This is a genomic window from Pseudochelatococcus contaminans (assembly GCF_014195635.1).
GTDB classification, from domain to species: Bacteria; Pseudomonadota; Alphaproteobacteria; order Rhizobiales; family Beijerinckiaceae; genus Pseudochelatococcus; species Pseudochelatococcus contaminans.
The window spans coordinates 1-15719 of sequence record NZ_JACICC010000024.1 but is presented as its reverse complement, the minus strand read 5'-3'; the positions used below and the strand labels follow the sequence as shown (position 1 = coordinate 15719).

The window sequence follows — 15719 nt, the reverse complement described above, 5'->3', positions numbered from 1 at the left end:
GAACTGTTGGGCTTCGTAGCTGCCATCAAGAAGGCTGCGCAAAAGGCGTGAAATCGGCCTACCGTATATCTGTGCCCCTTTAATGTTCAGGGGCCTCTCAGCCCGCGCCCGGCGATCTGCAAACCGAGGCATCGCGCGCAGCAGACGGGAGCGTCTGCCTGTTGCGGCTAGGCCCGCCCGAGCCATTGCCATGTCGCGCTACTCCAAGACCTGTTACGTCACAGGGTATTGTCGCAAAATGCGTTGTAGGGTCGGGGTAGGGTCGGGGATTTCCGCGACGGCTGAACAGCGATTTTGGGTTGGGAAGCGGAACGGCAGCTTCGAGCAGTCAACCCCTCCAAGCGGATGTTGGATGTAAAGCTTCGACAAGGCGCAGTTCATAAGTTGCTCGCTGGCAGCGGAGACAGGCTCTCAATTATCCTACAATCTGCGATAAGGCCGCATCCACACTGGTCGATCATCCTGTCAAGTTCGGACTTGAGCGCAGTTAGATCTTCGATTTTTCGCTCGACCTCCTTCCGATGCTCCTTTGCGATCGCATCGACCGCCGTGCAAGACCCCGAACGATCGTCAGCTAGTTTAAGAAATTCCCTGATCTGATCGAGCGAGAAGCCAAGCTCTCGTGCACGCCTGACGAAGCTGAGCCGGTTGAGGTGGACCAGCTCATATGCACGATAGTTGCCCTTGGTGCGTGTGGGTGCCGGCAGGATGCCGTTCTTTTCGTAGAACCGGATCGTCTCGACCTTGGTGCCGGTCTGTCTGGCCAATTGGCCGATCATCAGAATCTCGTCGTTCATCTCTTGACCCTATAGGCGTCACGACACGAAAGTGATGAATCTGTCCGACATTTGAGAACGCATGAAGAACTCATGCCGGTTTGACGGTGGGTGCGGCTGATTTTTCGGCTTTGAGGGCTTCGTAGAGCGCGGTCTTGCCGATTTTCACGCGCGCGGCGGCTTCGCGAACATTGAGGCCGGCAGCCAGATGCTGGCGGACCTTAGCGAGCTTCTCCGGCGTGACGACAGCTTGCCGGCCTCCGCGCCGACCCCTTTCCTCTGCTGCCTGTAGTCCGGCGCGGGTTCTTTCCCGAATGAGATCGCGTTCGAACTGGGCCAGCGCCCCGAACAGATGGAAGACCAAGCGACCGCCGGGTGTCGTGGTGTCGATGTTTTCGGTGATAGATCGAAAGCCTACACCCTTGGATTCCAGCTCGGTGACGATCTCGATCAGGTGCTTCATCGATCGGCCGAGACGGTCGAGCTTCCAGACCGTAAGCGTGTCGCCGTCTCGAGCATAGCGCACGGCTTGGGCGAGCCCCGGCCGATCGGTTTTCACACCCGATGCCTTGTCTTCGAACAGCTTCTCGCAGCCAGCCTTGCGCAGCGCATCGAGTTGCAGCGCCGTATCCTGATCGCCGGTGGATACCCTTGCGTAGCCGATCGAGGTCATGACGTGTGATTTGTCCGCTTTCCCATTGAATTCGGACAATGTCCGGTTTGCCGTCGAATGGCAAGGTTTATGGACGAAACCTGTGGAAGCCGCGAAACGACCGTTTGCCGGACAGGCATTTTCCATTTCGGTGCAGCGTCCGCGATGAAAGGGAGGGTGATGAATGGCTCGAAGAGCATTGCTGAGCGAGACATGGTGGAGCCAGGCAACAGCTCTCCCGGAGGACGAAAGAGAGATCGCTAAACATTACACGCTGGACCAGTCGGATCTCGATCTGATCATGCGGCAGAACCGTGCAGCGAACCGCCTGGGTCTGGCCTGCGTTCTGGCGATGTTGCGATTTCCAGGCCGACCGCTCGCGGATGGTGAGATCCTGCCTTCCGGCGTCTTGCGGTTCCTGGCGCGGCAGATCGGCGCCGATCATCGCGAGATCGATCGATATTTCGAACGTCCGCAGACGCGCCGCGAGCACCTTGCGCTGCTGTTCGAGAAAATGAAGATACGCCCATTTGCGCCTTCGGACGTGCGGGCATTGACCGGCTGGCTGACACCCGCGGCGCAAACCCTGCGCCGGGCCGATGTTTTGGCGGATATGATTGTGGAGGAATTGCGACGTCGGCGAATTCTCCTGCCGGCGCGCAGAGCACTCGAAGCCATCATCCACGTTGCAATCCGGCGCGGCATCCGCATCGCTCACCGGGCCCTGGCTGGCGGGCTTTCGGAAGGCCAGAAGCGCGACCTCGACAAACTTCTCGAGCCGCGTGCGGGGACGAATGTGACCATCCTTGCGTGGGCGAGAACACCGGCATTGTCGCCTACCGCTGTCAATCTCGACAGGATAGCCGAACGCGTCCAGTTTCTTCGGGCACTGAGCCTGTCAATGGAACTGATGGAGCGCATTCCGGTCAAGGTTTTTGACGAACTCGCCGCGGAAGGGATGCGGATGAGTGCTCAGCATTTGCGCGACCTTAACCCCGACCGCCGGCATGCCGTGCTGGCTGCAACGGTCCTGCATCTTTCCCGCCATCTGACCGATTGCGCAATCGACGTGTTCAAGAAGCTGATCGGCGCCATGACGCGGCGAGCCGACAATCAGGCGACCGCCCGCATCACCCGTTCCGTCCGGGAGGTTCAGAAGCCGCTGAAGGACGTTTCGAAAGTTTGCCACGCGATCATCGAGGCCTGGAAAAAAGGCGAGGATATCGGCAGGTCGCTCGAAGCGGTCATTCAATGGCCGGCCTTCGCGACCAGTGTCCACGCGGTCGACACGCTGATTGCCCCGGACAGCATCGACGGGAAGATCGAAATGCTGCAGCGCTATCCAACAATCCGGAAAATGGCACCGGAGTTCCTGTCGACGTTCGTGTTTCGCGGCCACGCCGTCGCGGCGAATCTCCTGCGGGCGCTATCCATGGTCGCTGATCTGTACCGCAAAGGGAAAAGAGCGATACCCGACAGAGCTCCCATATCCTTCGCACCGAGAGGCTGGATGCCTCTGATCCTGCAGGATGGCAAGATCGATCGCAAGGCCTATGAACTGTGCCTGTTCAGTGAATTGAAACGCCGGCTCGATGCCGGCGATGTCTGGGTGGAAGGCGCGAAGCGCTTCCAGTCCTTCGAGAGTTTCCTCATTCCCGCGCCGACATTCGAGTTGATGCGCGAGGAAGGTCCGCTTCCGGTCGCCGTCGATACCGATGTTGAAACCTATCTGAAGCAACAGCGCCAGACCTTGAACGATGGGCTGAGCGAGCTTTCCCGTCTGGCAGAAGCCGGTGAGCTCGACGATGTCGAATTGGCCGGCGCGGGTTTCAGCGTCACGCCGCACAAGGCCATGTTTCCGGACATCGCGAAATCGTTGAAACCGAAGGTGGAAAACCGGCTGCCTGCCGTCCGCATCACCGACCTGCTGCTTGAGGTGGACGCCCGCACGGGATTTTCGAATGCGTTCACCCATCTGCGCACCGGGCGCACGGCCGACAACAAGCTTGCCCTGCTTACCGCCGTTCTGGCGGACGGCATCAATCTCGGACTCACCAGAATGGCGGATGTTTCCCCTGGGCTGACGATGCGCCAGCTCGCCTGGGCGCATGACTGGCATATCCGGGAGGAGGGTTACACCGGCGCGCATGCCATCCTTGTCAATGCCCAGAGGCAATTGCCTCTCGCGAAATTGTGGGGCGACGGAACCACCTCATCCTCGGACGGGCAGTATTTTCCGGCGGGAGGGCACGCCGAGGCGATCGGCGACCTCAACGCCCGCTATGGCCCTAACCCCGGCGCCAAGTTCTATCGCTTCACCTCCGACCAGTATGGGGCGTTCCACATCATCGCCATGAACGCTAATGCGAGCGAGGCCATATACGTCCTCGACGGTCTGCTCTATCACGGCAGCGATCTCGCTATCGAAACCCACTATGTCGACACCGGCGGGGTCAGCGACATGAGTTTCGCTCTTTGCCATCTTGTCGGTTTCCAGCTCGTGCCCCGGTTGCGCGGCCTTAAGGATCGCCGGCTCTATCTCTTCCCGGGCGACGCGCCTCCCCAAAACCTCGCCCCGCTCTTCGGCGAACCCGTCAACGTCGAGCGGATTAGGGCAAACTGGAATGACATCCTGCGTCTCGTCACGACGATCCGTTCCGGCCAGGTGCGGCCTTCGATCTTGCTGGCGAAACTGTCCGCATTCCCGCGCCAAAACGGACTGGCGCTCGCGTTGCGCGACATTGGACGCATCAATCGATCCATCTTCCTGCTGCAATGGTGGCAGAACCCTGAAATGCGCAGGAACGCGACCGCAGGCCTCAACAAGAGCGAGGCCCAGAACACTCTGGCCCGGGCGCTGTTCTTCAATCGTCTCGGAGAGCTTCGGGACAGAACCTTCGAGAGCCAGTTCTACAGAGCGTCCGGGCTAAACCTGCTCATCAACGCGATCGTTTACTGGAACACGCTCTATCTCGAACCGACTTTCGCCGAACTCAATCGCGAAGGCATTGCGACGCCGGCAGACGTGATCAAGCACATCACGCCGCTCGGATGGCAGCATATCAGCCTCACCGGCGATTACATCTGGACCCCGACTGACAGCCTCGACCTCAGGCCGCTTCGGCGCGAGACGTCCATGCTGGCCGCTTGATCACCATATGTTCTCAAATGTCGGACAGATCCACCACTTTCGTGTCGTGACGCCCTATAGTGACTACAGGCTGTATCTGGGGTGTCACATCGGGAAAGTCGAGGTGACATGATGACGGCGGCAAGGCCCTACAGACTGCGCATAGAAGGCATGGATTGTGCATCTTGCGCGATGAAAATCGAGACGGCGATGCGACGCCTGCCGGGCGTTAGCGACATCGATATCAGTTACGCCAGCGAGACGCTTGCGTTGCAATTGGAGGAGAGCCGCACGGCCCTCGGCACCATTGAGCAAAAGATTCGGGCGCTCGGCTACACGCCAGTGATCGAGCAGGCCGTGCTAAAGACAAGCCCGCCTCGGAAGCGCATTACGGAGGCTTGGTGGAAAGGAAGCAAGGGTCGGCTCGTCCTCCTTACCGGTGCCCTGTTCGTCCTTGCCTTCGCCCTCGCGCGTATTCTACCGGATTTGGAGCAATGGCTCTATTCAGGCGCGGCGCTGATCAGCGTTATCCCGTTCGCGAGGCGGGCGGTCGCCGGCGCGATGTCCGGCTCGCCCTTCACCATTGAGACACTGATGACAGTCGCAGCAATCGGCGCGGTCGCCATCGGCGAGGCCGAAGAAGCTGCTGTCGTGATCTTCCTGTTCGCAGTGGGCGAATTACTTGAAACGGTCGCGGCTGGCCGCGCGCGGGCAGGCATTGAGGCGCTGATCGACCTCGTGCCCCGGGTCGCGTTCCGCGAGCGTGATGGTACCGTTGAGAAGGTCGCTGCGGAAGAGCTGGCCATCGGTGATGTCGTTGTGGTTCGGCCGGGAGACCGTGTGCCGTCTGATGGCACGGTGATTGACGGTGTATCTGAGGTCGATGAGGCCCCCGTAACAGGCGAATCCGTGCCCGTGCTGAAAGAAGCCGGTGCAACCGTCTATGCGGGTAGCATCAATGCCAACGGCGAACTGCGCGTATCGATTAGCCATGTCGCGGCTGACAACACCATTGCCCGCATCATCCACATGGTCGAGGAAGCTCAGGAATCAAAGGCTCCGACGGCGCGCATGATCGACCGTTTCAGCCGCTGGTATACGCCGGGCGCGATGGTTGTCGCAGCTCTGATCATTGTCGTGCCGCCGCTCGCCTTCGGCGGTGACTGGATGACATGGGTGTATCGCGGCCTCGCCACGCTGCTGATTGCCTGCCCCTGCGCGCTCGTGATTTCCACGCCGGCGGCTATTGCCTCTGGTCTTGCCGCCGGTGCGCGGCAGGGACTGCTGATCAAGGGCGGTGCGGCGCTGGAAACACTTGGCAAGGTCATAACTGTTGCCTTCGACAAGACGGGAACGCTGACGCGCGGCCGTCCCCAGGTGACAGATATTGTGCCGATCAGAGGTGATGTGAACTCGGTTCTAGCCATCGCGGCGGCTGTCGAGCGCAGCACCAGCCATCCGCTTGGGGTGGCAATCGTGGAGGCGGCAGAGGTGCGGGGGCTCGAACTGCCTGCCACCTTTGGAGGCGGCATGGCCACACCCGGCAAGGCGGTCACAGCGCGGCTGAAGGAGGGATTCGCTTCGGTCGGATCTCCCCGCCACGCTGCCGAACAGGCTTCCCTTGAAGGGAGTATCGCTGAGACGATCACCGAACTGGAGAGCGAAGGCAAGACGGTCGTCGTGCTTATGAAGGGCAAGACCATCGAGGGGTTGATCGCGTTGCGCGACGAGCCGCGCGACGACGCCATCGAAGGTGTAAAGCGGCTGACGAATCGCGGTGTGCGTCCTCTGATGCTGACCGGCGATAACAAGCGCACGGCCGACGCCATCGCGGCCCATCTCGGCCTTGAGGCGAGCGCCGAACTTCTTCCTGACGCCAAGCTTGCCGAGATCAGTCGCCTCAAGGCTGATGGGCCGATTGCCATGGTGGGAGACGGTATCAACGACGCTCCCGCGCTCGCTGCCGCTTCCGTTGGCGTCGCCATGGGCGCGGGAACGGATGTCGCGCTTGAAACCGCCGATGCCGCGCTGCTCAGAAACCGGGTGACGGGTATCGCCGATCTCATCGGGTTGTCGCAGGCGACCCTCGGCAATATCTGGCAGAACATCGCCATAGCACTTGGACTGAAGGCCGTCTTCCTCGTGACGACTCTATTCGGCGTCACCACGCTCTGGATGGCCATCCTCGCCGATACGGGCGCTACGGTCCTCGTTACGGCCAATGCGCTACGCCTGCTAACGTGGCGCGGCACCCCCGACAAATGAGCTTAGAACAGTGGGCATATGCAGATTGCAGCTTCCGCTTCTTGCCGAGAAAGCCGATGTGTGACTTATGAATAATCACCCTCAGGACAATGCCAATTCATCCGAGAAGAGCGAACGATGGGCGCTCGCATGGGTACTTGCGATCAATACTGCCCAAGCAGCCATTGTGGGAGGATTAGGGTGGTGGGCTCAGTCAACCGGACTGATGGGTTCTGCGCTCGATAATCTTGGCGATGCAGGTGTATACGCCATCAGCCTTTTCGTCGTAGGTCGCGGCTTGGCAGCGAAGGTTCGAGTTGCCCGATTGTCAGGAATCCTTCTGATAGCATTGGCTGGTCTTCTTTTATTTGAAGTCGGCCGGCGCTTCTTCACTGGCTCCGATCCGATCGGACCGGTCATGATTGCCGTGGCAATCGCGAGCGCCCTTACGAATATGGTTTGCATGTGGTTCCTGAAATCTCATCGGGAAGGCGGCGTGCATCTGCAAGCCTCATGGATTTTCACCACGAACGACATGCTCGTGAACTCGGCGATCGCGCTTTCGGGTCTTGCCGTAATTCTTTTCAGTTCGCCCTACCCGGATCTAATCATTGGCTTGGGTGTGGTTGTTGTCGTTGTCAGAAGCGGCTTCGAAATCCTTGAGAAAGCCGGTGAAGCTGAAAAAAGAGGAAAACAACATGATTAGTTCGCGAGCCCTTCTCTAAGTCAGCCATAGCAGCACACTCGTGCTTCAGCCCTTGTCGTGAGCGCCGGCGAAGATGCTTCCATAGTCGCAAGAATCCTAAGTTAAGCAGCACCTTGGCGGGAAAATCCGAATTCCTTGTGGTTCAGTGACTTAGGCGAAACCGTCACTGTCGCATGTCTTTGTCGCAAGTGCTAAAACACCTGCGACATGATTTGCGACAGGAGAAGGCCGTGAACCGCCAACCAGATTCCGACACCGGCCGGGTGTTCATCGGCTATGCCCGCGTCTCGACGCGCGGCCAGGACCTCGACCAGCAGCGGGCCGCCCTTGGCGCGGCCGGCTGCATCCGCATCTTTGAGGAAAAGGCATCCGGAGCGAAGCGGGACCGGCCCGAGCTGGCGCGGATGCTCGACCATTTGCGCGCCGGCGACGTGGTGACGATCACCCGGCTAGACCGCCTCGCCCGATCGACAGCCGACCTTCTGGCGATCGCGGAGCGGATCAAGGAGGCCGGCGCTGGCCTGCGCTCGCTGGCAGAGCCTTGGGCTGATACGACGACGCCGGCCGGGCGCATGGTGCTGACCGTGTTCGCCGGCATGGCCGAGTTCGAGCGAGCCTTGATCGCGGAGCGCACGAGCGCCGGCCGGATCGCAGCGAAGGCCCGAGGCGTGCGGTTCGGCCCCTCCCCTGCCCTCACGGCCGAGCAGATCGCCCACGCGCGCCAGCTCATCAACGAGAAAAACAAGCCGGTTACGGAAGTCGCCCGCCTCCTGGGCCCGGTCGGCCCGAAGCTGCGATTTTGGCCAAGTTGAAGAACGTTGTGGGAACAAGCGTGAACTGATTGACGGCTGCACTTTGGGAGAATGACGTGCCGCTCCGGCTATAGGAGTGGCGTGATGGGTTTAGGTATATCGAGCGAGGATTTCATCGGCCGCTGGAGCCTGAGCTTTTCCGACACTGATTTTGTGAACGGCAAACCCGGACCGGCGCGGCTGGGACTGGCGATTCAGCTTAAATTCTTCGCCGCGCACGGCTTCTTCGTGCAGGATCATGCGGCGCTCCCCGCCGATGGTGTTTTGTATCTGGCCGAGCAGCTGGGCCTCGAAGCTGACGCCGTGAATCACTATGATTTCTCCGGTCGCACTGCCCGTCGGCATTGCGCGGAGATTTTGCAGCACCTTGGCTTTCGACGTTTGAAGCGGGCTGATCGGGAACAGCTGACGTTGTGGATGGCGAGCGAGTTGTGCCCGAGTGGGCAGTCGGTCAGCGCCATGCTCGAGCATGTTTTTCTGTGGTGCCGGGATCGGCGTATTTACGGGCCTTCGCGCAGGGAGTTGGAACGCCTGGCGCGGTCGCAACGACAGCACTATCTGGATAGCTGGTTGGGCGGCGTGCACGACCGGCTTTCGGCGAGCACGGTCGCATTGCTGGAGGCTTCAATCACCGATCCGGACGGCCAGACCGGGTTTAACACGATGAAAGGTGACGCTGGCCAGGCTTCGCTCGACAACATGCTCGGCATGACGGCGAAACTCGCCTTCATTCAGAAACTCGATCTGCCTCAGGATCTTCTCGCGACGACCGGCAAGGCCTGGGTAGAGCAGATTGTTCGTCGCGTTGGAGGCGAAAAGGCTTCGGAGATGCGCCGGCACGCGCCTGCGCGGCAGATCGGGCTGTATGCGATTTATCTTCTGTTCCGCGAGGCGCAGTTGACGGATGCGATGGTCGATCTTCTGATCGAGACGATCCACAAGATCGGCACGCGCTCGAAACGCAAGGTCGTGAGCGATATCGCAAAGGACATCGAGCGGGTCTACGGAAAGGAACGGCTGCTGGTCGAGATCGCCAGCGCCTCGATCGAGGAACCGTCCGGGCGCGTCTGCGATGTGATTTTCCCGATTGTCGGCAAGGACAAGCTGGCGGCGATCGTCAAGGAAAGCCAGGCGAAAGGGGCGCTTGATCGGCGTATATATAAGGTGATGCGCTCTTCCTGGGCCAATCATTACCGGCGCATGCTGCCCAGCCTGCTTTCGGTTCTGGAATTCCGGTCGAACAACACCATGTGGCGCCCGGTGCTTGCGGCGCTCGACTGGATTCGGAGCAAGATGGATGACGGCTGCCGGTTCGTGCCGGTGCAGGACGTTCCGATTGATGAGGTTATTCCCGCCAGGTGGCGCAGCTCCGTCATCGACGACGATGGGCGTGTTAACCGGATCAGCTACGAGCTTTGCGTTCTCACGTTGTTGCGCGACCGCATTCGCTCCAAGGAAATCTGGGTCGTTGGCGCGGACCGTTACCGGAACCCTGACGACGATCTTCCCAAAGACTTCGAAATCCGGCGTGACGCCTACTATTCCGGCCTCAACCTGACACCAGACGCGAGGACGTTTACGTCTGCCATCCGTTCAGAGCTTGAGCGGGAACTGTTGCTCCTCAATGCCAATATCCCGGACAATGATAAGGTCCGGCTTCTGTGGCGTGGCGAAAACCGCATCTCGATCACACCGCTCAAGCCTGCACCCGAGCCGAAAGGCCTCGATGCGATCAAAGGGGAGATCGGCGGACGCTGGCCGATGACCGGGTTGCTCGACGTGCTGAAGGAGGCTGCACTCGATACCGGCTTTCTGGATGCTTTCGAAACGTCGGCGTCGAGGGTTTCTCTATCGAAAGAGACGCTGGATCGACGGCTTTTGTTGTGCCTCTATGCGCTCGGCACGAATGCCGGGATCAAGCGGGTCGCGGGCGCGACACCCGACGTGAGCTATGAGGAATTGCTGCATGTTCATCGTCGCTTCATCCATGCACCGGCACTGAGAGAGGCCTGCGCGCGGGTTGCGAACGCGACGCTGGCGATCCGCAACGCAGCCGTTTGGGGTGACGCGGGCACGGCCTGCGCGTCCGATTCCACGAAGTTCGGCGCGTGGGACCGCAATCTCATGACGGAATGGCATGCCCGCTATGGTGGGCGCGGCGTCATGATCTACTGGCACGTCGAGAAACGCGCGACCTGCGTTTATTCGCAGCTCAAGCGGTGCTCGTCTTCGGAGGTCGCTTCCATGATCGAAGGCGTTCTTCGCCATTGCACCGACATGGAAATTCAGCGCCAGTATGTCGACAGCCATGGTCAGAGCGCGGTCGGCTTCGCGTTTTGTCGCCTTCTCGGGTTCGAACTCGCGCCGCGTCTGAAAGCCATCGGTCGCCAGAAGCTGGCGATTCCGGACGCGGCGATGCGCGCGCGGCTCCCGAATCTCCTGCCGATCCTTTCCGGCGCAATCAACTGGGAGGAGATCGAGCAGCAGTATGATGAGATGGTCAAATATGCCGCCGCGATGAAGACGAGAACGGCAGACCCGGAGGCGATCCTGCGCCGGTTTGCAAGGGCCGAAGTGATGCACCCGACCTACAAGGCGCTGAGCGAGCTCGGTCGCGCGGTCAAGACGATCTTCCTGTGCCGGTATCTTCGTCAGGAATCGCTCCGCCGCGAAATCCACGAGGGGCTGAATGTCGTGGAGAACTGGAACAGCGCCAACGGGTTCGTGTTCTTCGGCAAGGCCGGTGAGATCGCCACCAACCGGGTCGACGAGCAGGAGGTCTCCGCCCTTGCGCTGCATTTGCTGCAGGCGTCACTCGTCTACGTGAACACCCGCATGCTTCAGACCGTGCTGGTGGAACCGAAATGGGCGGGCCGGATGACGCCGGAGGATTATCGCGGCCTCACGCCGCTGATTTACAGTCACGTCAACCCATATGGTCGTTTCGACCTCGATCTGAATAGCCGGATCGATTTTGGGCGGCTGGCGGCATGACCGAGGCAATCCCGATCATCACATTTGGGTGCACCTTAGCGTGACGATCGAAAGTGACATATGCGCATGTCACAAAAGGGTGGATTTGCCGTCAATGTGACGATACAAGGACAAAGCCACCCTAATGTGACGGATTTACCCATGACCCGCGTCGGTTATGCCCGCGTCAGCACAACGGACCAGGATCTCGACATCCAGATTGCCCGGTTGAAGGCAGCGGGCTGTGAAATCGTTCGTTCGGAAACAGGATCGGGCGCATCGCGAACCGGGCGCACGGAACTGGAGGCGATCATGCAGTTCCTGCGTGCTGGCGACGAACTTGTCGTCTTGCGCCTCGATCGACTCGGTCGCTCCACACGCGATGTTCTGAACCTGATCCATGAACTCGAAGAAAAAGGAGCCTCGTTGCGGGTGCTCGAGCCGGAAGTCACGACGGCCGGAAGCATGGGGCGGATGGTGATCACCATCCTCGGCATGGTTGCCGACATGGAATTGAAGTTCATCAAGGACCGCCAGCGCGCCGGGATCGAGGCGGCACGAGCCGAGGGTATCTATAGGGGCCGAAAGAAAAACGTCGACGACGATGAAATCCGGCGCCGAATTGCGGAAGGGGCCAGCAAGGCGAGTGTCGCTCGCGAGTTGAAGATCTCAAGAATGACCGTCTATCGGGCGCTCGACGTCATTCCGCCAAAGACCGAGCTGCCGGAGAAGCCGCCCTCAGCCACCATCGCCCTGCATCTGATCATCGAGAACTTCAACAAGCATGGCCGGGGAAGAAAGCCCGCACGCGAGCGCATCGAGGCGATGCTGGAGCGTGGTTATCAGATGCAAAAGACCAGCAACTGCGATTATACTCTGACCATCGCCTATGACCGCGAGCCCGATGGCGTCAGCCTAGATGATGAAATCGAAAATCTCCAAACAGAGATGTTCAACATCGCCGAGAGCTACAGGTGCTCTATCGAGGTCGATATCCACGAAATCGGTGGTGAAGAACGGTCCTGGTAGACACGAGCGTTCAACCTTTGTTCTTCAACTTGGCCAAAATCACAGCTTCGGGCCGACTGGGCCAGATAGCGACCCACCCGGTGGGCGATGGTGTGCGTCAGCTGGGTGAGCTCTGGGCTGGTCGGCGCCTTGACCCAGCAGAAACGCGCTGAGCCGTGGGATTGCTCGACATACACACCGTCGAGAAACAGCATGTGGAAGTGAACATTCAGATTGAGCGCCGATCCAAAACGCTGGATCAGGGTGACCGCGCCCGTCTTGGCCACTTGGTGGGTATGGCCCGCTTTCTTGACCAGGTGCGTGGCAATGACGCGGTAAACGATGCCCAGCACCCGCCCCATGATCTCGGGCCGGCTGGCAAACAGGAAACGCAGGTGAAACGGGAAACTCAACACCCACTGACGCATGGGTTGTTCAGGCAGTACTTCATCAACCAGCAAGGCGGCACTTTCGGCCATCCGCCGCGCCCCACAGCTCGGGCAGAAACCGCGACGCTTACAGCTGAAAGCGACCAGGTGCTCGGCGTGGCAAGACTCGCAGCGAACCCGTAGAAAGCCATGCTCCAGCCGCCCGCATTGGAGAAATTCTTCAAATTCCCGTTGCACATAGCCCGGCAATTCCTTTCCCTGCTCTGCCATAAGCGCAGCGAATGCCGGGTAATACTCGTCAACGATCTGATAGAGAAGGGTTTGCTCGGGTCGGTGGCTCTGGTAACGACCAGTATCCCGATCCCGGCTGGCCGTCCTGGCCGCCACATGAGGCATGTTCCGCGTCCTTGCAATACTGTGTTTACATACAGTCTATCGCTTAGCGGAAAGTTCTTTTACCCTCAGCCGAAATGCCTGCCGTTGCTAGACATTGCCAGCCAGTGCCCGTCACTCCCACTCAATCATCAACGAGGAACCTAACCCCTTGAGGGTAAAGGTTTCAAGAAAGGCTGGCTTTGGTTTTTACCGTCGCGCTTACCGTCAGAATCACGAGCTCCTTGTTTTCAAGGGATGATTCAGTGGTTTTTTCTGTGATGATATTTTTCACACCATTGCCAACCAGATTTCATGCTATCAGAATTTTAAACAGTTCTCGAATGCTTAAATTTAAATCAAATCAAACAGTTAAAAAAACACGACCAAGCCAAAGCTTACCGCTAGCCTCGCGCAGCGCCACGCCTTCGAAGAAGCCCAGGGCCCAGTCGCTGCCGACGTCGAGTTCGTCCTCGTGCAGGGCCTCCTCGCCGGTCAGTTCCGGGTCCTCGGGCAGCCACATCAGCGGTGCGAGGTGATCGGGCAGCTCGTCCTCGCCGTGCTGCGAACGCGCGGCGCACATGTTCCAGTGGCCCATCAGCAGCTGCTGCACGTCCATGGCCTCTTCGATGCTGTCCCAGCGCGGGGGCTTGCCGCCCCACACCAGCGGCTCCCATTCACTCGGCGGCACGAGCGAAGGCGACACCACCAGCGCCGACAGGAAGCCGTCCAGCGCTTCCAGGTTGAAGCCCTTGAACGGCACCGCGCGCTGCTCCAGCAGCTCGGCCAGGCGTTCGATCTGGGCGTCGTCGAGGTAGGGCGGGGGCGTGGACATGGCGGCGGGCATCCTGCGGGAAGGCGTGCATGGTAGTCCTTGCCGCCGGGCTTGGCCCCTTCGGAGGCGGTGGCGGGCTACAAGACCCAGCCGCCGTCCACGGTCAGCTCGGCGCCGGTGACGAATTCCGCGCCCGGGCCGACCAGATAGGCCACGGCCGCGGCGATCTCGTCGGGCTGGCCGACGCGCTTGAGCGGCGTGGCGTCGATGCCGGCCTGGTTGGCCTCGTCGCTGTTCTTGCCGTTCATCGGGGTCTCGATAAAGCCCGGATGCACGGAGTTGACGCGGATGCGGTCGGGCGCCAGCTCCACCGCGGCGGTCTTGGTCATGCCGCGCACTGCCCATTTGGTGCCGGCATAGGCGGCCGCGCCGGGAAAGCCGAGCAGGCCGGCGATCGAGCTGATGTTGACGATGCTGCCGCCACCGGCCGAACGCATCGGCGCCTGCGCGTGGCGCATGCCCAGGAAACTGCCGAACTGGTTGACCCGGATCTGCCGCTCGACCCCGGCCAGCTCGGCGTCGGCAATGCTGCCGGGTTCGTAGATGCCGGCATTGTTGATCAGCACATGGAGGCCGCCGAACGCGGCGACAGTGGCGGCGACCACCTCGCGCCATGCATCGTCGGAGGTCACGTCGTGCTCGAAGAAGGCAGCGCGTTCGCCAAGGCTGTCGGCCAGGGCGCGGCCTTCGTCCGCGAGCACGTCGGTGATGGCCACGTTCGCGCCGTCGGCATGCAGCCGGCGCACGATCGCCGCGCCGATGCCGCGCGCGCCGCCGGTGACCAGGGCGGTCCTGCCTGCAAGGGGAGTGGACATGTCGGCTCCTGTCGGAAGGGACGTATAGGAAGAATAAACGCCCTTTTCACCCAAGTCAAACAGCTTTGGACCGCAGTTGACTCTTTCGACACCCCTGCGATGCAACCCAATCCGGCTGACGGGGAGCCAGCAACGCTGAAAATTTACCCTCCTCTTTCCCACTAGCGGCTCCTTTTCCGACAACCAGCACGGCGGATCCCTGCCGCGGCGCTGTGAACGCAGCATTTTGATTGGTATCGTTGGCCTTCAGGCTCGTCAGTCAAACAGACCCAGGAGCAGCTCAGCCGGTGGCGCCCGGCTTTCGGGTAACGCCCTGGTCCCGCTGGTTTCGGCTTTGTGCTTCAGGTGATCAAGGATCTGCTTGATCACTATAGGGTCTTCAATGCAGGCGATGACTTTCATGGCGCCGCCGCAGCCGCTGCAGGTCTCGATGTCGATATTGAAAACACGCTTGAGCCGTTGCGCCCATGTCATCGACGCTCGCCGTTGTGCTGGTGTTGCCGGTTCATCAGCCACCCTGACCTTGTTGCCCCTGCCCCGTTTTGCCGGCGTGACCAACGCCCGGTGCCGACTGTTGGGTGCGAACACCCCGTGGAAGCGGGTTAGGTTGACTCTGGGCTTCGGTACCAGGGCGGCCAGCCTTGCAATGAACCTCGATTTCCTGAAGCGGGCATTCCCGAAGGCCGCGCCCGAAGAGCTGGCCGCCTATCTAGATATGGCAGCAAAGTAGACAGTGCTAGCGCATCCCCGGTGCCGGATCATCTGTTGCGGATTTGCGCGGGAAGCACGGCCGCGGCCGGCATCATAGTCGGGCGGCGCGGCTGACCAGATCATCGGGGATGCGTCATTGGTAGGCGTCGATCCGCTCGACGAGCCCGACCCGCGCAGCGCCTCCAGCCGACGGACATGAGCATCGACATAGCCCTCATAATCACCGCCCGGAACGCGGGCCTCGAACTGCCGTCACGGCTTTGGCGGTTCATGGCGCAGGTCGAAGAAACGGGCAT

The 15719-nt window shown here is 60.5% G+C and carries 11 protein-coding genes and 2 pseudogenes; 6 read left to right on the top strand and 7 right to left on the bottom strand.

The features are described from left to right. Positions 1 to 377: 377 nt before the first annotated feature. Positions 378 to 797 (bottom strand): MerR family transcriptional regulator, encoded by a 420-nt coding sequence (locus FHS81_RS17930; protein ID WP_183754917.1) that lies wholly within the window; start codon positions 795 to 797, stop codon positions 378 to 380. A gap of 70 nt (positions 798 to 867) precedes the next feature. Beyond that, the gene (locus FHS81_RS17925; RefSeq protein WP_056103231.1) at positions 868 to 1449 is read right to left on the bottom strand and encodes a recombinase family protein; all 582 of its coding nucleotides are present in this window, start codon (positions 1447 to 1449) and stop codon (positions 868 to 870) included. 163 nt (positions 1450 to 1612) lie between these two features. Between FHS81_RS17925 and FHS81_RS17920 the strand changes: the two genes are divergently transcribed. The 6 genes from FHS81_RS17920 (at position 1613) to FHS81_RS17895 (ending at position 12322) form a co-directional block, all read left to right on the top strand. Continuing rightward, positions 1613 to 4579 (top strand): Tn3 family transposase, encoded by a 2967-nt coding sequence (locus FHS81_RS17920; RefSeq protein WP_183754915.1) that lies wholly within the window; start codon positions 1613 to 1615, stop codon positions 4577 to 4579. A 111-nt stretch (positions 4580 to 4690) separates the two neighbouring features. Further along, positions 4691 to 6823, top strand: coding sequence for a heavy metal translocating P-type ATPase (locus tag FHS81_RS17915; protein ID WP_183754921.1), 2133 nt, complete (start codon positions 4691 to 4693; stop codon positions 6821 to 6823). A gap of 67 nt (positions 6824 to 6890) precedes the next feature. Continuing rightward, positions 6891 to 7508, top strand: coding sequence for a cation efflux transmembrane domain-containing protein (locus FHS81_RS17910; RefSeq protein ID WP_183754913.1), 618 nt, complete (start codon positions 6891 to 6893; stop codon positions 7506 to 7508). Positions 7509 to 7738: 230 nt separating this feature from the next. Beyond that, positions 7739 to 8320: a recombinase family protein gene (locus FHS81_RS17905; protein WP_428982467.1), complete on the top strand. Its 582-nt coding sequence runs from the start codon at positions 7739 to 7741 to the stop codon at positions 8318 to 8320. A gap of 84 nt (positions 8321 to 8404) precedes the next feature. Continuing rightward, positions 8405 to 11314 carry a Tn3 family transposase gene (locus tag FHS81_RS17900; RefSeq protein WP_183754911.1) on the top strand — a complete coding sequence of 970 codons (2910 nt, stop codon included), beginning with the start codon at positions 8405 to 8407 and terminating at the stop codon, positions 11312 to 11314. Positions 11315 to 11455: 141 nt separating this feature from the next. Continuing rightward, entirely contained in the window at positions 11456 to 12322 is an 867-nt protein-coding gene (locus tag FHS81_RS17895; RefSeq protein WP_183754909.1) for a recombinase family protein, read from the top strand. On the opposite strand, the gene FHS81_RS17890 is transcribed toward FHS81_RS17895, so the two are convergent. The 5 genes and pseudogenes from FHS81_RS17890 to FHS81_RS19100 form a co-directional block, all read right to left on the bottom strand. Further along, positions 12262 to 13086 carry a transposase zinc-binding domain-containing protein gene (locus FHS81_RS17890; RefSeq protein WP_281374544.1) on the bottom strand — a complete coding sequence of 275 codons (825 nt, stop codon included), beginning with the start codon at positions 13084 to 13086 and terminating at the stop codon, positions 12262 to 12264. The two genes, FHS81_RS17895 and FHS81_RS17890, sit on opposite strands and share 61 nt — an antisense overlap. Positions 13087 to 13426: 340 nt before the next feature. Next, positions 13427 to 13897, bottom strand: a complete 471-nt coding sequence (locus FHS81_RS17885) for a UPF0149 family protein (protein WP_183754907.1) — start codon at positions 13895 to 13897, stop codon at positions 13427 to 13429. Between the two features lie 77 nt (positions 13898 to 13974). Continuing rightward, positions 13975 to 14712, bottom strand: coding sequence for an SDR family NAD(P)-dependent oxidoreductase (locus FHS81_RS17880; RefSeq protein WP_183754905.1), 738 nt, complete (start codon positions 14710 to 14712; stop codon positions 13975 to 13977). Positions 14713 to 14967: 255 nt separating this feature from the next. Beyond that, positions 14968 to 15378, bottom strand: a pseudogene (locus FHS81_RS17875) (transposase); the annotation flags it as partial. A 120-nt stretch (positions 15379 to 15498) separates the two neighbouring features. Further along, positions 15499 to 15672, bottom strand: a pseudogene (locus FHS81_RS19100) (DUF3363 domain-containing protein); the annotation flags it as partial. Positions 15673 to 15719: the final 47 nt, after the last annotated feature.